We start from the raw sequence: 26,167 nt of genomic DNA on the forward strand, positions 1-26,167 counted from the left end.
GTCGGGGTGTGCCACAAGAGCGGATAAGCCTTCCCCAAAGGCCTTCCTCAGAGACGATCTCCAGCCTTATGCCGAAAAGTGGCTTCCACTTTTCGGATATACATAAGGCGTCTCGGATATGTGCACGCCGGAGACGGTGCGCTCGTCCTGTGTTCTATGAAGGTTGATACCTTGCTGAAATCGCTCCTCACCGGCGTCTCGTTCGCCGCCCTCCTCGCCTCGCCGGTTCTGGCGGACGACGCTGAAAACCCCAAAGAGATCATCATCACCGCCACGCGCGCGCCGACGCCGGTCATCAAATCCGGCGTCAGCGTCGATGTGCTCGACGCCGAGACCATCCGCAACAAGCAATCCCTGTCCGTCGTCGACCTGATCGCCACCACCCCGTCGGCGACGATTTCGCAGAACGGCGGGCTGGGCACCGTGGCCAATCTGCGCATCCGCGGCGCCGAGGGCGATCACACCCTCTATATCCTCGACGGCATCCGCCTGGCCGACCCGACCCAGATCGGTGGCGGCCTCAATGCCGGTCTGCTGACCACCGGCGACATCAGCCGTATCGAAGTCGTGCGCGGCCCACTGTCAACCCTGTGGGGCTCGCGCGCGCTGGGGGCCACGGTCAATCTGACCACGGTTCAGGCCACCGATGAGCTGTCGGGCGACGTCTCGGTCGAAGGCGGCGAAGCCTATGGCGCCATCCGCGCCGGGATCGGCGGCACCTATGATAAGCTGTCGTGGCGCGTCTTCGCGGCCTATCTGGGCGACGATAATGTTTCAGCCTACAGATATGGCGCGGAAACCGACAAGTTCACACAGAACCACGTCCGCGTGGCGCTCGACTACAAGCTCAGCGACGCCCACAGCCTGAAACTCCGCGCCGCAAAGACCCGCAGCCACAACGATTACGACGGCTTTGCGCCGCCGACCTACGCCTTTGGCGACACGAAGGACTACGGCAACACGAACGAAGGCCTCTACAGCCTTGGTTATCAGTATAAGGGCGAAACCGTCACCCACGCCCTGTCGGTCAGCCGCACCGACACCGAGCGCCATGACTACGACGGCACGAATTTCGAAACGCTCAACGGCCGCGGCAAGGTGACGACGGTGGACTATACCGGCACCGCGAAACTGTCGGATACGACGCGCTTCGTTTTCGGCGCGACGCAGGAAAAATCCGAAATCGAGTATTCGTCCTTCGGCGGCCCGGTTCTATCGCGCGACGCCACGCTGGACAGCGCCTTCGTTCAGGTGTCGCATGACTTTACGGAGGCTTTCAACGTCACCGGCAGCGTCCGTTACGACGACCATTCGCGCTTCGGCGGTCAAACCATCGGCCATCTGTCGGCCAGCTACCGTGCAGCGGACAACCTCGTCCTGCGCGGCAGCCTCGGTCAGGGCTTCAAGGCGCCGAGCCTGTACCAGCTCTACAGCGAATACGGCAACACCAACCTGAAAGCCGAAAAGGCCGACAGCGGTGAAATCGGCCTCGACTACTTCCTGCCGGCGCAAAACGCCCGCCTGAGCCTGACGGCCTTTGCGCGTAAGACGGAAAACCAGATCGACTTCGCTTCGTGCTTCGGCTCGACGCATCCGCTGTGCCCGACGCGCCCGTTCGGCTTCTACGACAATATCGCCCGGACCAAGGCCGAAGGCGTCGAACTGGAATATGTCGGCGACCTGACCGCGTCCACGCATCTCCGCGCCAACTACAGCCACGTCACGTCGACAAACGACCTGACCGGCGCCAAGCTGCCGCGCCGTCCGCGCGATCTGGCCAATGTCGATGTGACGCAGGATATCACCCCGGCGCTGAACGTCAGCCTGGGCCTGCGCTATGCGGGCAAGACGACGGAATCGGCCTTCTCGACGCGTCAACTGAACAGCTACACCCTGGCCGATCTGCGTGCCGCGTGGGCGATCAATGAGCGGGTCACGGTGTTCGGTCGAGTCGAAAACCTGACCGACGAAGACTATGAAACCGCCGCCGATTACGGCACGCCGGGCCGTCGCCTGTGGGTCGGGGTCCGCGCAAACGTCTTTTAATCCCCCCGATCAGGGGTTGTGGTAAGGTGCAATCACCCTATCCTTCCCCTGTATTGCACGTGATCAACTTTTGCCTTGAGCCGCAGCCTCTCCCCATGAGGTTGCGGCTTTTTTTCAAAGGCGAAACAAAAATCAACCGGGGATAATCTCATTAACCCCGGATTCACGAATTACGCTTAGGTTGTATTTTGACGGTGTGTTCCTTCCGTCTCCTCCGCAGCGTCGTTGGCCCGACCGCTGCGTAGCTCCCGCCTCCGCCGGTTTTCGCATTCCGGCCTGAGGCTAGTAAACTGTAAAACGGGCCGCGTTGTACAATCCTCACCCAAGCGTACCGCGGCCCCTCTTTTCCACGAGACAAGGGCTTTTAGACGCGCTTTTAGCCGAAATCGGCCTTCCCGCCCCGTTTGGCGACGACCTCGACCCCCTCGATCCGCATGGTCTTATCGACCGCCTTGAGCATGTCGTAAAGCGTCAGTCCCGCCACGGACACCGCCGTCAGGGCTTCCATCTCGACCCCCGTCTGCCCCGTCGTCTTGACTTCGGCGACGATATGAAACCCCGGCAGTGTCTCGTCCGCCTCAATCGTCAAAGACACCTTCGACAGGCTCAGCGGATGGCAGAGCGGGATAAGCTCCGCCGTCTTTTTCGCCGCCATGATCCCCGCGATCTCAGCGGTCGCCACCACCGCCCCCTTCGGGGCCTTGCCGTCACGGACGATGGCCAGCGTTTCAGGCAGACAGACCAGCCGCCCGACGGCCTTCGCCACGCGTTGGGTCACGGCCTTGTCCCCGACATCGACCATATGGGCGCGACCGTCGTGGCCGACGTGTGAAAGCGATTTTTCCGTCACGGGTTCCACCTCTTCAAATCGGCACTGTCTTTTTGGGTCGGCTCGATCCAGTCGTCGAAGCCCCCCCCTTCCAAAGTCGTGCCCACTTCGCGCTTCCACAGTGCCGCCTCGGACTTCAGGCGATCCATCAGGTAATCCGCCGCCTCAAACGCCGCCCGACGATGCGCGGACGCCGCCGCCACGAAAACGATCTCCTCACCTGCCCGCACCTCGCCGCAGCGATGCGCCACCAGCAGGGCCTCGACCTCGAAACGGTCCGCCGCCGCTGCCGCAATATCGGCCAGACTCCGTTCGGTCATGCCGGGATACCAGTCGAGATACAGGTGCGAAACCGCACCCGTAGCGCTTGTGTCGCGCACCCGCCCGGAAAAGCTGACCAGCGCACCCGATAAACGATTCGCCGCGATGAAGCGCGCATAGAGCGCCTGACCGTCCAGCGCCTCCTGTAACAGCAGGGTTTCGATCGCCGCCATGCTCACCCGCCCGAAAAGGCCGAAAAGAACGCCACTTCGTCCCCGTCACTCAGCGGCATATCCCCGGTCACGCGAACCTGATTTACACTCATCTGCACCTGGGTCGCGTCCAGACCGCCCGCCGCGAATACAGTTCCCAAGGCCTTGTCGCGCAGGGCCAGCAACGATCCACCGGTATCGGAGAGCTCCATCTTCAACTGGCGTATCCCGGCCTTGTCGGCCACCTTGCCGAAAAAGAGTATGTCGACCGTCATCACTTTGTCAGCGAAATCTGTGAAGGAAAAACCGGCATGACGAAATTACCTTATTTCTTTTTGACAAAAAGCTGTAAACTGTAGGTCAGACATCTGACAAGCGGCAGTGTCCGGCGGCACGGGGGGCGTGCATGATTTTTACTGAGAACCCCGCAACGGGGTGGTTTTAGACCGAATGGCCATTTTTAACTATCGTATTTTACGTTTTTTGGCCAAGTCGGGATTGCTGGGGCGCCGCAATGTCAAGCTGTCCCTGGCTGATCCCAACGATCAGATTTCGTACAAATCCCTGCTGCACCGGCCGCAGGTCCATCTGGATCACGACGCTCTGCGCGGCTTCTATGCCGGCAAACGCATCCTGATCACCGGCGGTGGCGGGTCGATCGGCTCGGAAATCGCCCGTCAGGCCCTGCATCTGGGGGCGGCGCACGTTATCCTGATCGATCACTCCGAACTGGCGCTCTACGACGTCGAACAATCCCTGCGCTACGAATTCGGCAAGCCGGGCCATAAGCTCGAAGTCACGCCGATCCTCTGTTCGATCCGGCGCAAGGCACGGCTTGAAGCTATCTTCGTCGATCAGCGGCCTGACGTCATCTTCCACGCCGCCGCGCTCAAGCACGTGCCGATGGTCGAGATCAATCCGTCCGAGGGCGTCCTGACCAATGTCATGGGCACGCAGTATGTCATCGACGCGGCGCGGGCCGCCAATGTGAAGCAACTGGTGCTCATCTCGTCGGACAAGGCGGTGGCTCCGGCCTCGATGATGGGGGCGACCAAGCGTCTGGCCGAACATCTGATCTCGTCGCAGATGGGCCATCTCAATCAGGCCTGCGTCGTGCGCTTCGGCAATGTGCTGGGCTCGACCGGGTCGGTGGTGCCCCTGTTCCGGACGCAGATCGAACGCGGCGGGCCGATCACGCTCACCGACGCGGCGGTCGAACGCTTCTTCATGACGATTTATGAAGCGGTGCAACTGGTCATGACCGCCGCCATGCACAACGCGACCAATGCGACCGAGAAATCGAGCCTGTATATTCTGGAGATGGGGTCGCCGATCAAAATCTACGATCTGGCGCGCAACATGATCGAGATGTACGGCCTCAAGGTCGACAAGGATATCAAGATCGTCCTGACCGGTCTGCGCGACGGCGAAAAGATCACCGAGGCGCTGCTGGACGACAACGAAATCCGCGAGCCGCTGAGGCCGGGCATATTCAAGGTCATGAACCAGCATATGGATTTGCATCTTTCGGCCGACGCCATGAGCGAACTGTTTACCCTCGCCGAACAGGGCGAGGATCTGTTCGTCAAGGCGCAGGTCTTCCGCTTCGTGAAGACTCTGCGAGACCACCCGGCGCGCGCGGCTCAGACGGAAGAGGTTTAAAAAAATATCCCCGCTGTCGCCAGCGGGGATATTTTAGTTTTGATACGGGTCTTCCGCGTCGGCATCGTCTTCGGTCAGGAACTCGAACCAAATACCGTTCAGAATGCCGAAGGTTACCGCAAGGCCCAAGCCCAGAACCCAAGTAAAATACCACATTTTCAACTCCTTGCCTGACATCGTCAGGCTCAAGAAAGATGTGAAAAATTTCGACGGGCCGCCCCGAGAAATTTTTCTCCATAGTGAGGAAGGGAGCCCATGAGGGAAACCTTGGTTTCCCTCATGGTCCTAGTAGAGATCCGGATTGGTTTTTAACTGCTTGATCTCGATCCGGCCGAACAGCACCTTATAGACCCACGCCGTATAGAGCAGGACGATCGGCAGGAAGACCACCGTCACCAGCAACATCGTGAACAGGGTCGAGTGCGAGCTTGACGCGTTCCATACCAGAAGGCTGGAATGGGCATCGATCGACGACGGCAGGATGATCGGGAACATCGACAATCCGACGCTGCCGATGATGCCGAACACCGCCAGCGACGCGGCGATGAAGGCCCACGGATCGGCCTTGAAGCGCAAAGCCACCAGCGTCAGAGCTGTACCGGCAAAGCCAAGCACCGGTGCCGCCATCATCCACGGATACTTGCCGTAGTTGACGAGCCACGCGCCCGCTTCACGCACCACCTCGCCACGGGTCGGGTTCGATGGGCCGTCCACGGCCACCGCATCCAGCACCTTGTAACCGAGGTCACCGAAGGCGAGGAACAGACCACCCAGCGCATAGAGGACGATCACCCCGATCCCGGCAAAGGTCGCCCAACGGATGGCGCGGTCGCGAACCTCGCCCTTTTCGATCTTAAGCGACACCCAGGTCAGACCCTGCACCAGCAACATGGCCACCGACGTCAGGCCGCACAGCACGGTGAAGGGGCTGAACAGGCCCAGCAGACCGCCGAGGAACAGGTCGTGATAGGTGATGCGCAGATCGCTGTCGAGGCTGAACGGCGCGCCTTGCAGGACATTGCCGACCGCCACGCCGAAGACCAGCGCCGGGACGAAACCGCCGACGAACAGCGCCCAGTCCCAATTCCGCCGCCATGCCTTGCCCGGACGCTTCGAGCGATACTTGAAGCCGACGGGCCGCAGGATCAGGGCCGACAGGACGAGGAACATGGCCAGATAAAAGCCGGAGAAGGAGACGGCATACACGAACGGCCACGCGGCGAAGATGGCGCCGCCGCCGAGGATCAGCCACACCTGATTGCCTTCCCAGGTGGCCGAAACGGTGTTGATCACCGCCCGGCGTTCTTCGTCGGTTTTGGCAATGAACGGCAGGCTGGCCAAGGTGCCCAGCGCATAGCCGTCCATGATGGCGAACCCGACCAGCAGGACGCCGATCAGCCCCCACCAGATCACGCGTAACGTCATATAGTCGATTGGGAGTTCCATAGTTTTTACTCCTTACTCTGCCGGGCCGGACAGGGTGCCGGTTTCCAGCGGGCTGGCCTCTTCCGCGTCGTGCATGCGTCCGAACTTCGACGCATATGGGCCGGTTTTGATCGTCTTGAGCAGCAGCTTGACCTCGATGACCGCCAGCGTCCCGTAGAGCGCCGTAAAGCCTGCAATGGTCAGCCATATCTGGCCTTTGGTGAGGCTCGATGCCCCCATGAAGGTCGGCAGAACGCCTTCGACGGCCCACGGCTGACGCCCGATTTCGGCCAGTATCCATCCGGCTTCGATGGCGATCCACGGCATGGGCAGGGCCAGCACGCAGAGCCGCAGGAACCAGCGGTTGTCGGCCTTGCGCAGGGTCACCAGCAGGAAGGCCAGCGCAAACACCCCGATCATGAACAGGCCCAAACCGGCCATGAGACGGAAGACCCAGAACATCACCGGGACGTTGGGAACGGTGTCCAGAGCCGCCTTCTGGATCAGGGCCGCGTCGGCGGTGCGCGGATCGGCGACGTAGCGCTTCAGCAGGTAACCGTAGCCGAGGTCGCGCTTGTGCGCTTCGAACTGTGCGCGGGCGGCCAGATCGTTTTCGTTCACTTTGAGCTTTTCCACCGCATCATAGGCGGCGATGCCCGATACAATGCGATGCTCCGCCGTCTCGACCAGCTCAAGGATGCCGATGACCGGACGGTCAAGCGAGCGTGTCGAGATCAGGCCCAGCACATAGGGGATTTTCACCTCGTAATCGGTATGCTGGGTCTTGAGGTTAGGGATGCCGAACAAGGTCAGGCCTGCCGGGGCCGGCTCGGTTTCCCACATGGCCTCCAGCGCCGCCAGCTTCATCTTTTGGTTATCTGTGAGCGCGTAACCGGACTCGTCGCCCAGCACCACGACCGACAAAGACGACGCTAAGCCGAAGGCCGCCGCCACCGCCATCGAGCGTTTGGCGACGGAGACCCACTTGCCTTTGAGCAGGTAGATGGCCGAGACCGCCAGCACGAAGACCGCTGCGCAGACATAGCCCGCCGAGACGGTGTGGACAAACTTGGCCTGAGCGACCGGGTTGAACAGCACGGCCATGAAGTCGGTGACTTCCATACGCATGGTGGCCGGGTTGAAGTCCGACCCTACCGGGTTCTGCATCCAGCCGTTGGCGATCAATATCCACAGTGCCGACAGGTTCGTCCCCAAGGCCACAAGGAAGGTGACCATCAGGTGCGCCGGACGCGACAGCTTATCCCAGCCGAAGAACATCAGGCCGACGAAGGTGGCCTCCAGAAAGAACGCCATCAGGCCTTCAATGGCCAGAGGCGCGCCGAAGATATCGCCGACGAAGTGGGAGTAATAGGACCAGTTCGTGCCGAACTGAAATTCCATGGTCAGGCCGGTGGCCACGCCCAGCACGAAATTGATGCCGAACAGCGTGCCCCAGAATCGGGTGATGGTGCGCCATATTTCGCGCCGCGTGAGGACATAGACGCTTTCCATGATGACCAGCATGAAGGAAAGGCCAAGTGTCAGCGGGACGAACAGAAAGTGGTACAGCGCGGTCAAGGCGAATTGCAGCCTCGACAGGTCGACTGTGCTCATATCCATTGAGATATATCCCTCGGGTTATTAGGGTCTTTTGGTCGTGCGTGCCTGCGACATGCTGTCCCGGACACTCAGATTTTTAGACCCCTTGTTTCCGAAATCGGTTAGAAGCTCCCGATCCCGGCTTATTTGCAAAGACAATTAAGCTGAGCGTTCTATACGCCCGTGAACACTGAGACCCTATCGTACCAAATGTCGCACCCCGATCCCGCCTCGAATGAGACCGCCACCGATGCCGCGAAAGCGTTGCGTCAGGCCGTGGGTGCGCGGCTGAAACTATGGGCGATACCGGCCAAAAGACAAGTCAAACTTGTGCTATGCCTGGAAATTGCTGCGGTATTATGTGCCGCCGGTTTCGCGGTCGGACTGGCCCTGACGCTGAATGATGTCCGCTCCCGCGCGTTCCCGGTTTGGGGGTTGCTGCTGATCGCGACGGGTCTCGGCCTGCGCGCTGGAATTTCTCATATAAGTCAGTTTGTTACGGCATCGGCAGCACGTACGATCATCGAAGCTCTGCGTCTCGGCCTGATCGACGAGGCCCTGTCCGGGCGCGGACTGAGCGGGTCGCAGATGCACCGCATGACACCCTTTTTCGAGCATAGCGAGGCACTGGAAGGCTATTATGCGCGCTTTCTGCCCGCGCGACGGGCGTCGAGCCTGACGCCGCTGCTGGTCATTTTGATCGTCGCCGTCGTCTCACCGGCCGCCGCCCTGATCCTGCTATTCACCCTGTGTCCCTTTGTCACACTCATGGCCCTGTCCGGCATGGCCACGGCGGCGGAATCGCGCAAGCAACTCGACGCCCTGACGCGCTTGTCGGCCCTGTTCGCCGACCGTTTGAAACATCTGCCGCTGATTACCGCCTTCGCGCAGGGCGAGTCGCAGACGAAAAAGGTCCGCTTTGCCGCCCGCGACGTGTCCGAACGCACCCTATCGGTCCTGCGCATGGCCTTCAGCGGCTCGGCGGTGCTGGAGTTCTTCGCCGCCATTTCCGTAGCGCTGGTCGCCGTCTATTGCGGCTTTTCGCTGCTGGGCTTGCTACCGTTCGCTGTGCCTGCCGCGCTCGATTTCCGCTACGATCCGTTCGTGTCAGCGTTCATCGCGCTTACATTGGCCCCGGAAGTCTATGCCCCCCTGCGCCGCCTCAGCGCCGCCTATCACGAGGAACAGCAGGCGCGCGCGGCCACCGAAGCCCTGATGCAGATGGAAGCGGCGCTGGAAACACCCGCCCTGACGCCGGTGATGCTCGACGGCGCGCCTGAGGTACAGTTCGATGCGGTCAGTGCGGCGTTCGATCAGGACACCATCTTCGCGCCGGTCAGTTTCACCACCCCCGCCGGTTCAGTTACGGCCCTGTTGGGCGAATCCGGCTCCGGAAAATCGACGCTGTTGCGGCTTCTGCTCGGCACGTCTCCGGCCTCAGGACTGCGTCATGACGGCAGGATCACCATCGGCGAACAGGTGCTAACACCCACGCACGACTTGTCGTCGTCGCTGGCGTGGATGTCGCAGCACACGCCGATCCTCACGGGCACTCTGAGCGACAATCTGCGCCTGTCTCACCCAAAGGCGACCGATGCCGAAGTCGCCGCCGTGATCGACCTGTGCGGCCTCAACGATCTGGCCACGGCGCGCGGCGAGACGCCGTTCAACGACCGCGGTTCCGGCCTGTCGGGCGGCGAGCGGCGACGCATCGGCCTCGCCCGCGCCCTGCTCAAACCCGCGCCTCTGCTTCTGCTCGATGAACCCACCGCTGACCTCGATGAGGCCGCCGAAGACGCCCTGATCGACGCTTTGTTCAGTGCGGTTGCCGGTCGTACCGTGATCATTGCCACGCACTCGGAAAAGCTGGCGGCACGCGCCGCTCAGGTGGTGCGGCTATGAGTGCGTTCAAAGCCTTCTTCGGCGGCGTCAAGGCATCGTTCCGCACCACCCTGATCGTCGCGTCTGTGTGTGCGGCGGGCGTGTCGATCGCCGCCGTGACGCTTCTGGGCCTGTCCGGCTGGTTCCTCGCCGGCGCCGCCATCGCCGGAGCGGCCGGCGGCGCGGTCATGCAGGCCTTCAACTATCTGCTGCCGTCGGCAGCGATCAGGGCCCTGGCCATCGCGCGGACGGCGTTGCGCTATTTCGAACGCTATCTCGGGCATGCGGCGGCGCTGCGCGCGCTGGCCGACCTGCGTCCGTGGCTGTTTGAACGACTTACGCGCGCCGACCCGAAGATCGCCCTGTCGCTCAGTCGCGGCGAAGCGTCGGCGCGGCTGGTGCAGGATGTCGGGCAATTGGAAGGCGCACTCGTCGCCCAGAGCAACTGGGCCTCGGCGCTCGGCGGGTTGGTCGCGGCGGTGCTGCTGAACCTGTTTCTGTCGCCGCTGGCGGCTGTGATCTGTATCGTCGGGCTATCCACGCTGGTCGGGCTGGCGCACTATCGGTTCCGTCCGCAAACCGGGGCCGGTCAGGCCGAACTGGGACAACTCAAACAGGGCCTGTTCGACACCCTGCCCTTCCTGCCCGATATCGCCGCCTATAACCTCAAGGGGCGCTTTCTCGACGGGTTACGTCCGCAGGAAACCGCGCTAAAAGCCGCCCGCGTACAGCAGGCTCGGCGCGAAGGCGTGCCTGCGGCCCTGACCCTGCTGATCATGGCGGCGACCCTGATCCTGATCGTCGCGACGCACGTCCAATCGCCCATGCCGATGTTAGCGCTGAGCCTGCTGGTGACGACGGTCGCCTTTGAGTGCACGGGACCGCTGCTGCGCGCCATGACGCAACAAACCCTGTTCGATGAGGCTGAAACCCGCGTGGCCGAACTGGGCGACCTGCGTGAGGCCGCCCCCCTGCCCGACGCCGATCCGGTGCTGGTCTATGACGGGCAGGTTATTGCTTTGGATCGCACCCTGCGCCTGCGGATCGACGGACGCTCCGGCGGTGGCAAGACCCGCCTGATCGAGGCCCTGATTGGTCTGCGGCCTATCGACGACGTGCCCTATCTGGGGGCGGCAACGACCGCCGACGCACGCTTGTTTGCCCTATGCCCGCAGGACGCGCCGGTCCTCAACGGCACGGTCGGCGACAACCTGCTGATGGGCGTGACGACGGAAGAGATCGCCGACACCTCGCCCAACGACCTGACCGCGCGTGTCTGGGCGGCACTTGAGGCCGCGCAGTTGAAACCCCGCGTGGCGGCGATGAAAGACGGTCTGCATACATGGATTGGCGACGGCGGCATTACGCTGTCGGGCGGCGAGCGAAAGCGACTGAACCTCGCCCGCGCCTTGTTGCGAACCGCGCCCATCTTGGTGCTGGACGAACCGACCGAAGGGCTCGATCCGATGACCGAAACGGTCGTCGTGTCTGCGCTTGAGGCGCATCTGAACACCACCGGTCAGGGGCTGATCCTGATCAGTCACCGAACCGCGCCGCGTCGGCTATGTTCGAACCTGCTGCACGTCAGATAGACGCTAGAGCACGTCCCGATCTGGCTGGATCGGAGCCGCGCTCTAACATTTTGTTTTCTCGCGCATTTGATTCCGAAAACCGTTGCACACTTTTCGGAATGCGCTCTAAGGGTTCCCTTATGCTTCGCTTTCGCCTAAAACGCGCGCGATAACGTCACACAGGAAACTTCCCATGATCGCCTTTGCCCTGCATGGCGGCGCCGGTGCCAAGGCCGGTCGCGACTATGGCATAGAGATCGCCCATATGCGCGGTCTGGCCAAGATCGCCCGCCACAATCTCAAAAACGGCGCGACCGCGCTCGATGTCGTGACGGAGACTGTACGCGCTCTGGAAGATTCGGGCCTCTACGTCGCGGGCAAGGGCGCGTCGCCGAACGCGGCGGGCATCTATGAGCTCGACGCCAGCCTGATGAACGGCCCGGACCAACGCGCCGGATCGGTGGCGGCTCTGGAAGGCTTCAAGAATCCCATCGATGTCGCCCGCGCGGTGATGGAGCGCACCCCGCACGTCATGCTGGCCGGTCAGGGCGCGCGTGAATTCGGCTTGAGCCACGGGTTCGAGACCGTTGGTGACGACTATTTCACCCGCGCCGGCGCGTTCGAATCGAACTATCCGCCGGGGACGCTGGCCCACGGCACGGTCGGCTGCGTCTGTCTCGACTCGCACGGGAATCTGGCGGCGGGGACCTCGACCGCGGGCGTGTTCGGCAAACTGCCCGGCCGCGTCGGCGACACCCCAGTCATCGGCGCGGGGACGTGGGCCGATGGCAACGCCGCAGTGTCCTGCACCGGTCAGGGCGAGTATTTCCTCCGCGTTCAGGCGGCAGCACAGGTGGCATTCCGCTTCGGTGCGGGACAGATTCCGGAACAGGCCTCCGATCAGGTTCTGGCCCAGATCGCCGATATGGGCGGCGAAGGTGGGCTGATCATGGTCACCCGCACCGGCGAAGTTCTGACGCCGTTCCGCTCGGCGGGGATGAAACGCGCCTGGTTCCGGGATGACGGAGATATTGTCAGCGAGGCGTTTTAATCTTCATACCTCCCCAACTTGTTGGGGAGGAAGACCGCGCCCGAAGGGCGTGGTGGTGGGGTATCTTTCTTAGGTGCGGCGGGCATGGAGTAGAAAGCAAGCAAGAAACCCCACCACCACATCTCACTTGCTTCGCAAGTTCGTGCGGTCCCCCTCCCCGCCAAAGGCAGGGAGGAGTAAGTATTTATCCCGCCGCGACGATGCTCTTGGAAATTTCCGCCACGGCGTCCTTGAACGCATTGCCGCGCGCCTCGAAGTCAGTGAACTGGTCCTGCGAGGCGCAGGCCGGGGAAAGTAGTACGATCTCCTCGCGGCCCGATTTTTCCGCCTCGGCATAGGCCTGAGCCACCGCGGTGAACAAATGGCGCGATTGCGTACAGACCGCCGCCGCACCGATGGTCTTCTCGAACAGCTCCGCCGCCTCGCCGATAAGGAAGGCGTGCCTGACGCGCGGAAACAGGTCGGTCAGCTCCTCGATACCGCCCGCCTTCGCGCGGCCCCCGGCAATCCAGAAGAACGATTCGAAACTCGACATGGCCTGACGCGCGGCGTCGGCATTGGTCGCCTTGGAATCGTTGATGAAGCGCACATTCTTGATACGGCCTATCTCCTGCATCCGGTGATCGAGACCGGGGAAGCTGTGCAGCCCCGCGACGATCGCCTCGACACTCAGCCCCACCGCCCGGCAGGCCGAATAGGCCGCGCAGGCGTTTTGCCAGTTGTGCCGCCCCGTCAGGGTCCGTACGGTCTTCAGGTCGATGATTTGCCGCGCGCGTTCCGCCGTCGCGTCATAGATGACGCCGTTCAGCGCGTAGACCCCGCGCCCCAGCGTCCGGCGCGACGAGATCGGCACCAGCTTCATCGGGCTGTGGGCGGTCATTTCCGTCACCAGACCCTGTGACCAGTGGTCGTCGGTGCCGATGACCGCCGTCTGGTCCGCCGTCTGGTTCATGAAGATGCGCTTCTTGGCGGCGATATAGCCGTCCATGTCGCCGTGCCGGTCGAGGTGGTCAGGCGAGAAGTTCATCAGCACGGCCACGTCTGGGCGGAAGCTTTGCGTCAGGTCGAGCTGATAGGAAGAGGTTTCGATGACGTAGATCGTGCCCGCGTGCATATCGGGCAGGTCGAGGATACCGATGCCGATATTGCCGCCGACATGGACGTCCTTGCCCGCCGCCTTGAGGATATGGCCGATCAGGGCCGTCGTCGTCGACTTACCGTTGGTGCCGGTGATGGCGACCGTCTTCGGGCGGCGCGCCTCGGGGATGGCGTTGATCGTGCGCGCAAACAGCTCGATATCGCCCAGCACCGGGACACTGGCGGCCTGCGCCGCCTTGACGGTCCAGTGCGGTTCGGGGTGCGTCAGCGGCACACCGGGCGACAGCAGCAGGGCGTCGATCTCGGACCAGTCGGCAACCTTGAGGTTCTCGATGGTGAAGCCTTCCTTCGACGCGGCCAGCATCGATTGCGGCTTGTCGTCCCACAGGAGCGGCTCGGCCCCGCCGGCCTTGAGCGCGCGCGCCGCCGTGAGCCCGGATTTACCAAGGCCGAAGATGGCGACACGCTTGCCAGCGAAGCTTTTTACCGGGATCACAACCTGCTCCTACCGCAACTTCAACGTCGCCAGACCGATCATGGCCAGCATGGCCGCGACGATCCAGAAGCGGATGACGACCGTCGATTCGGCCCAGCCGAGCTTTTCGAAATGGTGGTGGATCGGCGCCATCAGGAAGACCCGCTTGCCGGTCAGCTTGAAATAGCCGATCTGGATCATCACCGACAGGGCCTCGACGACGAACAGGCCGCCAACGATGGCCAGAACGATCTCGTGCTTGGTGGCGACCGCCGCCGCGCCCAGACCGCCGCCCAGAGCGAGCGATCCGGTATCACCCATGAAGATCTTGGCGGGCGGGGCGTTATACCACAAAAAGCCCATGCCGCCGCCGATGATGGTGGCCAGGAACACCGCGACCTCGCCCGACCCCGGCACGAAGTGGACATTGAGATAGTTGGCGAAGACGTAGTTGCCGACCGCATAGGCGATGATGCCGAACGTGCCCGCCGCGATCATCACCGGCACGATGGCCAGCCCGTCGAGGCCGTCGGTCATATTGACGGCATTCGAGGCACCCACAATCACCACGGCGGCGAAGACGATGTAGAAATAACCGAGATTGAACAGGACGTTCTTGAAGATCGGCACGGCCAGCGAGGTCGACAGACCCGACGAGGTCGGCGACTGCGGCGCGAAAAAGATCAGCAGCGCCACGGCGATGCCCGCCACGATGAACTGCACGATCAGCTTCTGCGGCCCGGTAATCCCGGCGGAGGACTGCTTGGTCACCTTGGCGTAATCGTCGGCGAAGCCCAAAAGCCCAAAGATCATGGTGACCCCCAGCACAACCCAGACGGTCACGCTGCGCAGGTCGCACCACAGGAGCGTCCCCACCAGAATCCCGGCCAGGATCATCAGCCCGCCCATGGTCGGCGTGCCCTTCTTGGTCAGCAGGTGGCTTTGCGGACCATCTTCGCGGATCGGCTGGCCCTTGCCCTGACGGGCGCGCATCCAGCGGATGAAGCGCGAGCCCATGGCGACCGCGACGATGTAGGAGGTGACCAGAGCGAGGCCGACCCGGACGGTCTGATACTTCAGCAGGTTGAGCAGCGGCCAGTGTTCGACGCCCGCAAGCTGCTCATAGAGAAAATAAAACATCCGGAACCTTATATACCCAGTAGCGTTTTGGCGATCAGCCCGGCTTTCGAGCCGTTGGACCCCTTTATCATAACAACGTCGCCCGCGCGCAAGGCCGATTTGAGCGGATCGATCAATTCCGCTGCACTTTGCGCATAGGCCCCGCGCACGGCTTCCGGCAGGACGGCCCACAGATGCGCCATGCGCGGTCCGGCGAGGAAGACTGTGTCGATGCCATTGGCGGCGATGACGGGGGCGAGACCAGCGTGCAGACCGGCCTCGTCCGGCCCCAGTTCCAGCATGTCGGTCAGGACGACGACCTTGCGACCGCCGACGGGGATTTCGCGCGCACCGAGTGCCCCGAGTGTCGCCGCCATCGACATCGGATTGGCGTTGTAGCTTTCGTCGATCAGGGTGATTTCGCCGCCCGTATCAAGGCGCAGCGAATGGCTGGCCCCGCGTCCGTCGAGGACGGCGAAGGCCTCCAGCGCTTGTAGCGTCGTGGCGGTGTCCACATCGAGCGCCTCAGCCATCAGCAGGACGGCCATGGCGTTGAGCGCCTGATGCTTGCCGGTGTGGGCCAGGGTAAAGCGGATATCGTGGCCGCGGAAATGGGCGGTGACCTGCGCCTTGCCGTCGATCAGACGATGGTCGAGCAGGCGGGCATCGGCCCCCTCGGCCTCACCAAAAGCGGCAATCTTCGCGCCGGACTCTTCGGCGCGGGTTTTCAGTTCCTCGAACCAACGGTTGTCGGCATTGAGGATCGCAAGACCGCCGTATTTCAGGCCGTCGAAGATCTCGGCCTTGGCCTTCATGACCCCCAGTTCGCCATCGGGGAAGTTTTCGGTGTGGACCGCGCCGACCGTGGTGATGATCACCGCGTCGGGCTCAACAAACTCGGCCAGCGGCGTGATCTCGTCGGCGTGGTTCATGCCAATCTCGAACACAGCCCGTTCGGTATCGGCGGGCATCCGGGCGAGCGTCAGCGGCACGCCGATATGGTTGTTGAAGCTCTTGACCGCCGAATGGGCCTTGCCCGCCTGTTTCAGCGCCGCCATGACCATCTGAGTCACGGAGGTCTTGCCGACGCTGCCGGTCACCGCGCCGCGTTTGGCGGGCGCACGGTTGCGGGCATAGACACCAAGCTGTTCCAGCGCCTTCAGCACATCGGGAACCAGCAGGCACGGTCCGCCCTCGATCGGCTTGCGCGTAATGGCGGCGACCGCGCCCTGCGCAAAGGCCTGCGGCACGAAGTCGTGGCCATCGCGCTCACCATTCAAAGCGAGGAACAGGTCGCCGGGCTGGACCTGACGGCTGTCGAAGGTGATGCCGGTGGCGTGGATCGCGTCCGGTTCGTCGGTCAGTCCGGTAAAGGTGCCGCCGGTGGCCTGAAGCAGTTCGTATCCGGTCCAGAGTGTGGTCATTTGAGCTCCTCCCCTCTCCCCGTTTACGGGGAGAGGGTGGCCTGAAAGGCCGGGTGAGGGGCGAGTCGCACAAAGAAAGATGCCCCTCACCCCAGCCCTCTCCCCGCACGCGGGGAGAGGGGGGATTATCCGTTCAATGCTTCCTGAACTACACCGGCGTCGTCGAAAGGCAAGACCTTTCCCGCCACGATCTGACCCTGTTCGTGGCCCTTACCGGCCACGACCAGCACATCGCCGGTCTTGAGCGACGCCACGGCCTCGAAGATCGCCGCACGGCGGTCACCGATTTCCAGCACGTTCGACGACTGCGTCCCGGCGAGGCCAGCCATGATCTGCGCGCGGATCGTCGCCGGGTCTTCGGAGCGCGGATTGTCGTCGGTAACGATGACGCGGTCCGACAGGCGCTCGGCAATGCCGCCCATCTGAGGCCGCTTGCCCGTGTCGCGGTCGCCGCCGCAGCCGAAGACGCAGACCAGACGTCCCTGGGTGTGCGGACGCAGGGCCTTAAGCACCGTTTCCAGCCCGTCCGGCGTGTGAGCGTAGTCGACATAGACCTCGGCGCCGTTTGATTTGGCCCCGACGCGCTCCAGTCGCCCGCGCGCCCCCTTGAGATCGGCCAGAGCGTGGATCACCGCGTCGATATTCTCGCCCGCCGCCAGACACAGACCCGCCGCGACCAGCGCGTTCGAGGCCTGAAACAGACCGGCAAGGCCGAGTTTCACCTCGAACGAACGACCCTGATAGTCGAGATAGAGGATCTGCCCATCCACCGTCAGGTCGCGGTGCGTCAGGGTCAGGTGCTGCCCGCGCTCGCCGACGCTCATCACCGACGCGCCCGACGTGATCGCCGAGGCGGCAAAGGCGTTATAGGCATCGCTGTCAGCGTTTAAAACCGCCGTACGGCCGCGCGGCAAAAGCTGTTCGAACAGGCGCAGCTTGGCGACCTTATAGGCCTCCATCGTCGCGTGATAATCGAGGTGGTCCTGCGTCAGATTGGTGAAGCCCGCCGCCGCCAGGGTCACCCCATCCAGACGCCGTTGATCGATGCCGTGCGAGGAGGCCTCCAGTGCCACGTGGGTGACGCCCTGATGCGCCAGATCGGCCATATATTTCGCCACATCCGCCGCGTCCGGTGTCGTCAGGCCCGGCGGCGTGATGGCGTGTTCAGCGGCCCCGTTCTGCGTGACGATCCCCAGCGTCCCCATGCTGGCCGAGACGTAGCCCATATGGGCGAACATTTGACGACAGAAGGTAGCGACCGAGGTCTTGCCGTTGGTGCCGGTGATGGCAACACACGTCTTCGGCTGCACGCCGTAGAAGGTCTTGGCCGCCAGCGCATAGGCGCGGCGCACGTCATAAGCGGTCAGGATATTATTGGCGGTGCCGAGCGGCGTGTCTTCGGGCGCGAGGACGGCCGCCGCCCCGGCGCTCAGGGCCTGAGGAATGAACTGACGACCGTCATGCGCCGACCCCGGCAGGGCGCAGAACAGCGTCCCCGGCCCTACCTTGCGGCTGTCGGCGGTCACGCCGGTCACTTCCGGATCGAAGTCCAGATCGCGCCGCAAAATGTCCGATAAGCGTAAGCCGCCCATAGCACCCGATTCCTGTCCCGATACGCTCATACTATTAACTCAATGCCCCGCCGCCACCGGCACGGCGTGGCCCGCCACGACCCCGCCGGTCTGTTCTTCCGGCATGACCTGAGCCTTGACCCACTCACTGTCGGAGAACTTGTCTTCCTTGCGCGCCACATTGAGGAAGGGCGCGATACGGTCGATGACGCGGCCCACCACGGGTGCCGCGACCCAGCCGCCGGTGCGCAGACCGTGGGTCTCCGTATTGCCCTTTGGCTCATCGACCATGATCATGACCATGTAGCGGTCGTCCTCGATATTGCCGTCGGTCGGGAAGACCCCGACGAACGACGACAGAAGCTTCGAGCGGTCGTAGCGTCCGCCGATGACCTTTTCCGCCGAACCGGTCTTGCCGCCGACGCGAAGCCCCGGCGCATTGGCCTTGCCGCCCGTCCCCTTGAGGACGTTGACGCGCATCAGGTCGAGCATCTGCCGCGACGTATTGGCCGAGAAGACGCGCTCGCCCTTCAAGGGTGAGGTGCCGTCGTATTTGCGCAGCGTAAAGGGCCGCAGATAACCGCCGTTCATGGTCGACGCCGCCGCCTGCGCATAGGACAGGGGCGAGATCGACATGCCGTGCCCGAACGAGCTTGAGGCCAGCGAATCCTTCGACCACTTCTTCGGTACCAGCGGCGAGGCGGTTTCGGCCAGCTCGATGTCGGCGGCGCGGAACAGGCCGAGCGAGTTGTAGAACTTGGTCATGGTGTCGACGCCGACGCTTTCGGCCATCAGGGTCGTGCCGATGTTCGACGAGACGAGGAAAACGTCTTCCAGTGTCATCAGGCGGTTTTCGGCGTGATAGTCCGAAATCTTGCGCTTGCCGATGCTGTAGGGCGTGCGGGCGTCGTAAACCGAGTTGAGCGAGGCGCTGCCGGACTCAAGCCCGATGGCGACCGACAAGACCTTGAACACCGAACCGACCTCGAAGACCGAATTGGTGACGCGGTTCAGCTTGTTGTTGTCGGCGTATTTCCCGGCGGCATTGGGATCGAATTCCGGCCAGCTTGCCATGGCGATCACCTCGCCCGTGCGGACATTGGTGACCAGACCGATGGCGCCCTTGGCCTCCTGAGCCATGGCCACACCGCGCAGTTCGTTCTCCAGCGCGCCCTGCACCCTGAGGTCCATGGCCAGCATGAACGGTGTGCTGGAACCTGCGATCTGATCCTGAAAGGCGCGTTCGGCCCCGGCAAGGCCCTTACCGGCACGCTCGGTCATGCCGATATAGAAGCCGCCGGTTTCGCCGAGCGGATAACCGCGCACGCGCTGCGCTTCGAAGCCCACGCCCGGCAGGCCGTAGCTGAGGATGCGCGCCTTGTCCGACGGCTTGAGCCAGCGCATGACCATGGTGCGGCCGTCGCCATTGATCGCGGCATCCAGCGTGTCGCGCGGTACATCGGGCAGGAGCTGGATCAGGGCGCGCTTCACCAGCGGGCGGTCGGCGGCCATGATGTCCGTCGGGTCGATGAACAGGTCGAAATTGGAAATGTCGGTGGCCAGCATCTGACCGTTGCGATCGACGATGTCGGCGCGCGCATCGGCAGGCAGGCCCAGATCGACGCCGCCATGCCCACCGGACACGGCCGCCTTGATGGCAAAGCCGGCCAGCACGACGTAGATCACGCCCATGACCATGAGGATGAAGAAGATACGCATCCGCGCGCTCGACAGGCGCTCGCCGGTGACGGCATTGGCGCGCTCAAACGCGTGTTCGACCTTCCACATGCGGTCGGCCACCCACTGAACGCCGGACGCGGTCGAGTCGATGAACGACATGCGGTAGGCTTTCTGACCGTACTTCATTGCCCCGCCCCCTTCGTGACAGGCGGCTCGACCGGCGCGGTGACCTCTTCTGCCACAGCCGGCGCGGCAACGACTTCGGTCTTTTTACCGACGACTTCGGGACGCGACACAGATCGCGAAATCTCGACCAGATTATCGAGCTTCGCTTCGCGGTCCGGTGCCACCGGCTTCATCCCCAGATAGGCCTTGGCAAGCGCCTCGATGCGCGCAGGCTGCTCCAGCGCCGCGACCTTGACCTTGAGCGACTTGATGGCCTCTTCCTGCGCCGCGATATCCTTGTTGAGATCGTTGAGACGCGCGACCTCCTGCCCTTCCTTCACCTTGGACAGGCAGACCCAGAAGATCATGCCGAGCGCCAGAGCCAGGCCGATGGCCTCGACAAGGCGGAAGCCGCGGACGCGGCGATCGAACAGACGCATCAGTTTGTTCATCTGACGGACCTCCGGGAGGTTGGGGACGCTTTACTGGGTGCCAGAAGTGGCGGGTTTTCGGTGCGGCGGGCGGCCCGTAACTTGGCCGAACGCGCGCGGGGATTGGTTTTCAGTTCCTCGTCCGACGGCGCAATCGCCTTGGTCGAGATCAGCTTATAGGTCGGCTCCGGCCCCTTCTGGACCTGCGGGGCGTAACGCGATCCCGACGGCAGGCGCCCGGCCCGCTCGGTCAGGAAGGCCTTGACCATGCGGTCTTCCAGCGAATGGAAGGTCACCACGGCCAGCACGCCCTCGGGCTTCAGAAGCGTCTCCGACACCTCCAGCGCCGTTTCCAGTTCACCCAGCTCATCGTTTACCGCGATGCGTAGGGCCTGAAAGGTCTTGGTCGCCGGATGGACCTTGTCGCCCCGGCGGCCGCCAACGGCCTTTTCAACCACGGCCGCGAGATCGAGCGTCCGCTCGAACGGGGCCTCGGCCCGGCGGCGCACAATGGCGGCGGCGATGGCGCGCGAGCGATGCTCTTCGCCATAAAGCCAGATGACGTGGGCGATATCGACCTCGGCCCAGTCATTGACGATGTCCGCCGCGCTCAGGCCGTCGACCGCCATGCGCATGTCCAGCGGCCCGTCGCGCATGAACGAGAAGCCGCGATCGGCCTCATCGAGCTGCATCGACGACACACCGATATCGGCCACGATCCCGTCGACGTCATCGACACCCAGATCGGCCAGTCCGTCCTTCATTTCCGAGAAGGGACGATTGACGAAACGGAAGGCCTCAGGGAATTCGGATAAAACCGATTCCACGTAAGGCCCGACCCGTGCGTCGCGGTCAAAGGCGATGACCTGCGCCCCCGCGTTCAGGAAGGCGCGCGTATAACCGCCGGCACCGAAGGTGGCATCGACAATCAACTTCCCGTTAAGGTTACCGAAAACGGTTAACACCTCGTTTAAAAGAACCGAGATATGCGGCGCTGCACTCATAGGCCCAGCTCCGCGAAAAGGCCTGACAAATCGCCATCCTGCTGCGCCAGATGGGCGGCATAGGCGTCGGGGTTCCATATCTGGAAACGGTCATAAAGCCCGGTCAGCAGGACAGCTTCGCGGATATTGAACTGCTCGCACAGGGCGTCCGGCAGGGTCACCCGCCCTGCGGTGTCGAACGACAGGCGCGACATGCCCGAATAGATGCGCGCCTCAAGGCCGCGGCGCGCCGCCGACCCGAAGGGCTGCGCGTCGATCAGTGTCTTGTAATGGCTGAAAAATTCCGCCCCGCCGCACTCCAGGCAACCGAGCGTCTTCATGGCGAAACAATAGACGCCGTCGAAGCTTTCGATGCCGTCGAACGGGACCAGAGCGGTCGCACGGAAGTCCTGCGGGACCAGAAGTCTCCGCTTCGCATCAAGCTGCTTCTCATGCGTCGAGAGAAACACCTCTTCGCTCCGGGCCGGAGCCCGCTCCCTGTTTGGTCAAAAAAGTCGAACCGGACCGCCCGGCACACCACCGCTGAACGCCAACAGGGTTAACACGGGATGAATTGGGACGCAATGACTCTGACCGACACTTTACGCCTCTGCAGCGATAATTAATCGAATTTAAACAAGGGGATGGAACGGAGGGGGAACGTGTTAATATGGCGGTAACGGACCCTAACGAAGGGTTACCTAAGTCCTTTCAAATGATTAACGAAATCGCTGCTGGCAGGACCTGTCCGGGCAGGTGATAAGTCTGTGGACAAGCGATTCGTTATCCACAAAACTATCCCCAGACGCTTTTGCGGGGACAACCGACGGAGATCGCCCTCATGTACGGACTGATCGGCAATTTCACAGCGCAACCGGGCCAGCGCGACGACCTGATCGCCCTGATGACGGCCAGCGTCGACGCTATGCCCGGCTGTCTGAGCTATGTCGTGGCGAAAGACCCGAACGATACGGACAAAATCTGGATCACCGAGGTATGGGATTCGGCCGACAGCCACAAGGCCTCGCTGCATATTCCCGCCGTGGCCGAAACGATCAGGAAGGCCATGCCGCTGATCGCCGGTTTCGGCGACCATATCGTGACGGAACCCGTCGGCGGGTTCGGGCTATAATTTTATACCTCCCCAACTTGTTGGGGAGGGGGACCGCACGACGCAGCGCTTGCGCTGCTAGATGCGGTGGTGGGGGCTTTTGCTTACTTACGACTGCCGACGTGGAAACAAAGTAAGACACCCCACCACCATTCGCTTCGCGAACGGTCCCCCTCCCCGGCATAGCCAGGGAGGTATGATTCTGATCGAGTTTAGGAATTCAAATAGTCGGATCGATATGAAGAACGACGTCGTTACCGCCGGAGATACCGATAATCTAAACCCTGAATATCTGGCGTGGAAGAAACGCAAGATTCTACACGCCTTGGCACAGTCCGAAGACCGCACACGCATGTTCCCGCTCGAAAAGGTCTGGAAAGAACTCGACCAGTCAATGCAACAGAACGGATCAGATGGCCTGTAAGCCGGGTTCTGTTCGGGGCTTGCGCCCTCTGGCGATCATTCATCTTGGCCGCACATTGCTGCGCGGCTCACGCAACCTACCCGAACGTGCTGGGGCGGTAATACCCTGTCGGTTGCCCGACGCGCCGTTCCTATTTGGTCTTGCTTCTGGCGAGGCTTGCCGTGCCGCTTCCGTTACCGGTCGCGCGGTGCGCTCTTACCGCACCGTTTCACCCTTACCGGGCTGACGCCCGGCGGTCTGTTTTCTGTGGCGCTATCTCTGGGGTCGCCCCCGGCGGGCATTACCCGCCGCCATATTACCGTGAAGCCCGGACTTTCCTCAGAGTGTCGAAACACTCCGCGACCGCCCGGCCATCTGATCCGCACCCCTTGTGCGCAGAAAGCGGCTCAAAATCAAGCCTTGGGTTTCGCAAACAGCTTCAACCCCGCCGCCAGCGAAATCCCCAGCCAGCCGAGCATGGTCAGCACCCCGCCCGTCGGGGCCAGTTGCGGCAGCAGCGGCGCCCCGCGCATCACCCGTGAACAGATATCGGCGGCGAAAATGCCGCTGCCGACGATCAGCAGCAAAAGCGTATTGAGTTTAAATGTCGGGCTCATGAAGTTCGCCTGCACCAGCCCGATAGTCACCGCCGCATGAAACAGCAGCATCAGCCCCGCCGAACCGAGGCGCAGATCGGCATGGCTGCCTGCCGCCAGCAGAGTCACGCCGACAAAGCCCCACAAACCGGATAGCAATAGAAAAACCAAATCCCAACGCTCAGATTTCATAACCCTACTCCTCGAAAGGCACGTTCATCGCCCGCAAGCCGTCACGCACGCGTTGCGCATAAAGTTCAGCCTCTGCCTCAGACAAGGCCTTTCCCTCCGGAAAGTTCACCGTATAGGTTGTTGGAAAAAACTGAATGCCCGCGTCGCCGGCCAGAACTTCGCCGCCAAACGCCACGGTAATGTCAGGACCGATGTAGATTACCGCGCCCAAGCCCTCGACATAGACCTGCCAGCCTTCAGGGCTCTCATAGTGGTTTGCGGTCGGTTTGCGGTTTTTGGCACGGGACACGATCACGCCGGTAAACACGACAAACAGAGAACACGCGACCGCAAACAACGAGATGATCAAGGCCGTATTCATAACTCACCCCTCCAGCAAGGTAATATGACGCAGCAGAGCCATCAGGCGCACCCGTGTCAAGGCATCGGCCAGACCGTCCACACGCGATTGCACCCAGTGGCGTTGAAACGCCGTGACGATGGCCTTGGTTTCCACATCATACGGCCCGCCCGGCAAGATGTCGTAGCCGAGCTTGCCCAGCGCGCCTTGCAGGGCAAATACGCCCGGCCCGGCGTCACCGATATCGAGCGGCGGGCCCATGACGCCCTCTGGCGGCAGGTTGGGCTCGACCCAGATACCATGGCCGGCTTCGGCCAGCACCGCCCACGGGAAGCGCTCGCCGGGGTCCTGCTTACGTGCCGGAGCAACGTCGGAATGGCCAAGGATACGGTGATCGGGGATCTCCCAGCGCTGACGGATGCCGTCGAGCAGGCCGATCACCGCGTCGATCTGCGCCGCCGGAAAGTCGCGATAACCGAATTCGTGGCCGGGATTAACGATCTCGATGCCGATCGAAGCGCTGTTGATATCGCGCTCGCCCTTCCAGAACGACACCCCCGCGTGCCACGCGCGACGCTCTTCCTCGACCAGTTGATAAACCGTGCCGTCTTCGTCGACGCAGTAATGGGCCGAAACCTCCGCCGCCGGATCGCACATCCGATCAAGCGCCGCCTGAGCCGTTTCCATGCCGGTATAGTGCAGCACCACCATGTCGGGCGGTGATTTACGCGCATTGAAATTCGGCGACGGCAGGGCAATCATAAGCATATCCAGAAACAAAAAAGCCCCGGCGTCATAGCAGGGGCTTTTACATAATCAAAGCTTTGAGAAAGCTTAGTACACTTCCCAGGTCGAGCCATTTTTGCGCGCTTCGAGGACGCCGTCGTCCTTCTTAGCTTGCTTGTCGCGGTTGATGACCACGCGGATCGGCTTGCGCGTAAAGATCGCCGTAAGGGCCATCAGGCCGACGCCGATCGCCGCCAGAACCGCCATGATGCCGGCAAAGATCACCGCCAAGGCGAGACCGGTCAGCGAGACAAGGCCGATAATCGTCATCATGAAAACGTGCTTCAGTCTGGCCATGGCGTTTCTCCTGCGAATACGCGCCCACGGATGCGGGCTGGAAAAGCTTCCGAAAAGGGTTTTCAAATCGGCCATGGCCAGATCCCTCTAACTTCCTTACTTACGCCATGCGATTACTGCACTGCACTACATCAGATTGTCACGAATGAGGCTTTAGATTGTCACGAATGAGGCTTTCGTCAACCGGTGGCCGGACGTTAACACACAATTTTTATCTTTTATTAAGCCTGTCATCGATTGCAGATATCTCACGCGGCCCGTTCACGCTGTATCTGATCATAGGCTTCGTTAATTTTCGCTGCCTTCTGCGTATAGATTTCGACATATTCAGGCGGCAGGCCGCGCGCGACGATGCGGTCGGGATGGAATTCGCTCAGTTGCGCATTGCGCGCGAGGCGGATTTCATGATCCGCCGCCAGCGGACTCAGACCCAGAATATGATACGGATCGTCAGCATCCGGCGCGACATAGCCCGCGCGGATACGGCGATAGGTGGCGCGCTTGATCTCGAACAGATCCGACACGGTTTCCAGATAGGTCTCTTCCTGATCGGTCAGGTGCCCGTCGGACACCGCGATATGGAACAGGCCTTCCAGCACGTCTTCGAGGATTTGCGGGCACTGCGCGTAACGCTTGGCCAGACGGCGGGCATAGGACTCGAAGCCGAGACTGGTCTGGCGCGCCAGATCGTAGAGCCGCAACACATTGTCGTAGGCCCCGCGCTCGGGCTGAAACACGTCGAAAAAGGCCTGCTGCTCGGTATCGTCGGCCAGCCCGTCGGCCATGGCCAGCTTGGCGCCCAAAGCGGTCACCGCGGTCGCAAACGCAGGATCGCGGCCCGGCGGCCCCTTGGGGCAGTCAGGACAGTCGGCCGGGTCGAAAGACTTCACCGCCATCTGAGCCAGGTTTTTCCAGAAAGACATCACTTACCTCTGCCACCCACGTTAGACGAAAACATG

Annotated in this window: 25 protein-coding genes and 1 other RNA gene; 6 read left to right on the forward strand and 20 right to left on the reverse strand. The window is 62.3% G+C overall.

Going from position 1 to position 26,167, the window contains the following annotated elements; all coding sequences use genetic code 11:
• Positions 1–171 precede the first annotated feature (171 nt).
• Positions 172–2,046, forward strand: coding sequence for a TonB-dependent receptor plug domain-containing protein (locus PQU92_RS04485; protein WP_272747006.1), 1,875 nt, complete (start codon positions 172–174; stop codon positions 2,044–2,046).
• Positions 2,047–2,422: 376 nt separating this feature from the next.
• Here the strand turns inward: PQU92_RS04485 and moaC are convergent, their stop codons facing one another.
• Genes moaC through PQU92_RS04500 form a run of 3 tightly spaced genes read right to left on the reverse strand, consistent with a single transcriptional unit; the run spans position 2,423 to position 3,623 of the window.
• Positions 2,423–2,896, reverse strand: coding sequence for a cyclic pyranopterin monophosphate synthase MoaC (gene moaC / locus PQU92_RS04490; RefSeq protein WP_272747007.1), 474 nt, complete (start codon positions 2,894–2,896; stop codon positions 2,423–2,425).
• Complete coding sequence (locus tag PQU92_RS04495; protein WP_272747008.1) at positions 2,893–3,369, reverse strand: molybdenum cofactor biosynthesis protein MoaE; 477 nt, start codon at positions 3,367–3,369, stop codon at positions 2,893–2,895. Before PQU92_RS04495 ends, moaC begins: the two co-directional genes overlap by 4 nt.
• 2 nt (positions 3,370–3,371) lie before the next feature.
• On the reverse strand, positions 3,372–3,623 hold the full coding sequence (locus PQU92_RS04500; RefSeq protein ID WP_272747009.1) for a MoaD/ThiS family protein: 252 nt from the start codon (positions 3,621–3,623) through the stop codon (positions 3,372–3,374).
• 175 nt (positions 3,624–3,798) lie between these two features.
• Here PQU92_RS04500 and PQU92_RS04505 point away from each other — a divergent pair, with 175 nt between their 5' ends.
• Positions 3,799–5,010, forward strand: coding sequence for a polysaccharide biosynthesis protein (locus PQU92_RS04505; protein ID WP_272747010.1), 1,212 nt, complete (start codon positions 3,799–3,801; stop codon positions 5,008–5,010).
• A 33-nt stretch (positions 5,011–5,043) separates the two neighbouring features.
• Here PQU92_RS04505 and cydX read toward each other — a convergent pair whose 3' ends face one another.
• From cydX to PQU92_RS04520, 3 genes are all read right to left on the reverse strand, one after another.
• Entirely contained in the window at positions 5,044–5,166 is a 123-nt protein-coding gene (cydX, locus tag PQU92_RS04510; protein WP_272747011.1) for a cytochrome bd-I oxidase subunit CydX, read from the reverse strand.
• 129 nt (positions 5,167–5,295) lie between these two features.
• A complete protein-coding gene (gene cydB / locus PQU92_RS04515; protein ID WP_272747012.1) occupies positions 5,296–6,456 on the reverse strand; it encodes a cytochrome d ubiquinol oxidase subunit II in 1,161 nt (386 codons plus the stop codon).
• Between the two features lie 12 nt (positions 6,457–6,468).
• Positions 6,469–8,055, reverse strand: coding sequence for a cytochrome ubiquinol oxidase subunit I (locus tag PQU92_RS04520; protein ID WP_272747013.1), 1,587 nt, complete (start codon positions 8,053–8,055; stop codon positions 6,469–6,471).
• Positions 8,056–8,244: 189 nt separating this feature from the next.
• Between PQU92_RS04520 and PQU92_RS04525 the strand changes: the two genes are divergently transcribed.
• The 3 genes from PQU92_RS04525 to PQU92_RS04535 all read left to right on the forward strand — a co-directional run bounded on the left by PQU92_RS04525 (position 8,245) and on the right by PQU92_RS04535 (position 12,537).
• Positions 8,245–9,936 carry an ABC transporter ATP-binding protein/permease gene (locus tag PQU92_RS04525; RefSeq protein ID WP_272747014.1) on the forward strand — a complete coding sequence of 564 codons (1,692 nt, stop codon included), beginning with the start codon at positions 8,245–8,247 and terminating at the stop codon, positions 9,934–9,936.
• Entirely contained in the window at positions 9,933–11,507 is a 1,575-nt protein-coding gene (locus PQU92_RS04530; protein ID WP_272747015.1) for an ATP-binding cassette domain-containing protein, read from the forward strand. Before PQU92_RS04525 ends, PQU92_RS04530 begins: the two co-directional genes overlap by 4 nt.
• 172 nt (positions 11,508–11,679) lie before the next feature.
• The gene (locus PQU92_RS04535; RefSeq protein ID WP_272747016.1) at positions 11,680–12,537 is read left to right on the forward strand and encodes an isoaspartyl peptidase/L-asparaginase family protein; all 858 of its coding nucleotides are present in this window, start codon (positions 11,680–11,682) and stop codon (positions 12,535–12,537) included.
• Positions 12,538–12,721: 184 nt separating this feature from the next.
• Here the strand turns inward: PQU92_RS04535 and murD are convergent, their stop codons facing one another.
• The 8 genes from murD to PQU92_RS04575 form a co-directional block, all read right to left on the reverse strand.
• Complete coding sequence (gene murD / locus PQU92_RS04540) at positions 12,722–14,131, reverse strand: UDP-N-acetylmuramoyl-L-alanine--D-glutamate ligase (protein WP_272747017.1); 1,410 nt, start codon at positions 14,129–14,131, stop codon at positions 12,722–12,724.
• 9 nt (positions 14,132–14,140) lie between these two features.
• Positions 14,141–15,250, reverse strand: a complete 1,110-nt coding sequence (gene mraY / locus PQU92_RS04545) for a phospho-N-acetylmuramoyl-pentapeptide-transferase (protein ID WP_272747018.1) — start codon at positions 15,248–15,250, stop codon at positions 14,141–14,143.
• 8 nt (positions 15,251–15,258) lie between these two features.
• On the reverse strand, positions 15,259–16,653 hold the full coding sequence (locus tag PQU92_RS04550) for a UDP-N-acetylmuramoyl-tripeptide--D-alanyl-D-alanine ligase (RefSeq protein ID WP_272747019.1): 1,395 nt from the start codon (positions 16,651–16,653) through the stop codon (positions 15,259–15,261).
• 125 nt (positions 16,654–16,778) lie between these two features.
• Positions 16,779–18,245, reverse strand: a complete 1,467-nt coding sequence (locus PQU92_RS04555) for a UDP-N-acetylmuramoyl-L-alanyl-D-glutamate--2,6-diaminopimelate ligase (protein ID WP_272747071.1) — start codon at positions 18,243–18,245, stop codon at positions 16,779–16,781.
• A gap of 39 nt (positions 18,246–18,284) precedes the next feature.
• Positions 18,285–20,090, reverse strand: a complete 1,806-nt coding sequence (locus PQU92_RS04560) for a peptidoglycan D,D-transpeptidase FtsI family protein (RefSeq protein ID WP_272747020.1) — start codon at positions 20,088–20,090, stop codon at positions 18,285–18,287.
• Positions 20,087–20,521, reverse strand: a complete 435-nt coding sequence (ftsL, locus tag PQU92_RS04565) for a cell division protein FtsL (RefSeq protein ID WP_272747021.1) — start codon at positions 20,519–20,521, stop codon at positions 20,087–20,089. The genes PQU92_RS04560 and ftsL overlap by 4 nt, the downstream gene beginning before the upstream one ends.
• Entirely contained in the window at positions 20,518–21,504 is a 987-nt protein-coding gene (gene rsmH / locus PQU92_RS04570; RefSeq protein WP_272747022.1) for a 16S rRNA (cytosine(1402)-N(4))-methyltransferase RsmH, read from the reverse strand. Before rsmH ends, ftsL begins: the two co-directional genes overlap by 4 nt.
• Positions 21,501–21,953 (reverse strand): division/cell wall cluster transcriptional repressor MraZ, encoded by a 453-nt coding sequence (locus PQU92_RS04575; protein ID WP_272747023.1) that lies wholly within the window; start codon positions 21,951–21,953, stop codon positions 21,501–21,503. The genes rsmH and PQU92_RS04575 overlap by 4 nt, the downstream gene beginning before the upstream one ends.
• 371 nt (positions 21,954–22,324) lie before the next feature.
• On the opposite strand from PQU92_RS04575, the gene PQU92_RS04580 reads away from it, so the two are divergent.
• The gene (locus PQU92_RS04580; RefSeq protein WP_272747024.1) at positions 22,325–22,615 is read left to right on the forward strand and encodes a putative quinol monooxygenase; all 291 of its coding nucleotides are present in this window, start codon (positions 22,325–22,327) and stop codon (positions 22,613–22,615) included.
• Between the two features lie 384 nt (positions 22,616–22,999).
• Here the strand turns inward: PQU92_RS04580 and rnpB are convergent.
• The 6 genes from rnpB to PQU92_RS04610 form a co-directional block, all read right to left on the reverse strand.
• An RNA gene (gene rnpB, locus PQU92_RS04585) (RNase P RNA component class A) lies at positions 23,000–23,376 on the reverse strand.
• 34 nt (positions 23,377–23,410) lie between these two features.
• Positions 23,411–23,785 (reverse strand): DUF423 domain-containing protein, encoded by a 375-nt coding sequence (locus PQU92_RS04590; protein WP_272747025.1) that lies wholly within the window; start codon positions 23,783–23,785, stop codon positions 23,411–23,413.
• A gap of 4 nt (positions 23,786–23,789) precedes the next feature.
• Positions 23,790–24,146: a hypothetical protein gene (locus tag PQU92_RS04595; RefSeq protein ID WP_272747026.1), complete on the reverse strand. Its 357-nt coding sequence runs from the start codon at positions 24,144–24,146 to the stop codon at positions 23,790–23,792.
• A 3-nt stretch (positions 24,147–24,149) separates the two neighbouring features.
• Positions 24,150–24,887, reverse strand: a complete 738-nt coding sequence (locus PQU92_RS04600; protein WP_272747027.1) for a peptidoglycan recognition protein family protein — start codon at positions 24,885–24,887, stop codon at positions 24,150–24,152.
• 72 nt (positions 24,888–24,959) lie between these two features.
• Positions 24,960–25,208, reverse strand: coding sequence for a hypothetical protein (locus tag PQU92_RS04605; protein ID WP_272747028.1), 249 nt, complete (start codon positions 25,206–25,208; stop codon positions 24,960–24,962).
• A gap of 248 nt (positions 25,209–25,456) precedes the next feature.
• Complete coding sequence (locus PQU92_RS04610) at positions 25,457–26,131, reverse strand: TerB family tellurite resistance protein (RefSeq protein WP_272747029.1); 675 nt, start codon at positions 26,129–26,131, stop codon at positions 25,457–25,459.
• Positions 26,132–26,167: the final 36 nt, after the last annotated feature.

Source organism: Asticcacaulis aquaticus (assembly GCF_028550415.1).
In the GTDB taxonomy this organism is placed as follows: Bacteria; Pseudomonadota; Alphaproteobacteria; order Caulobacterales; family Caulobacteraceae; genus Asticcacaulis; species Asticcacaulis aquaticus.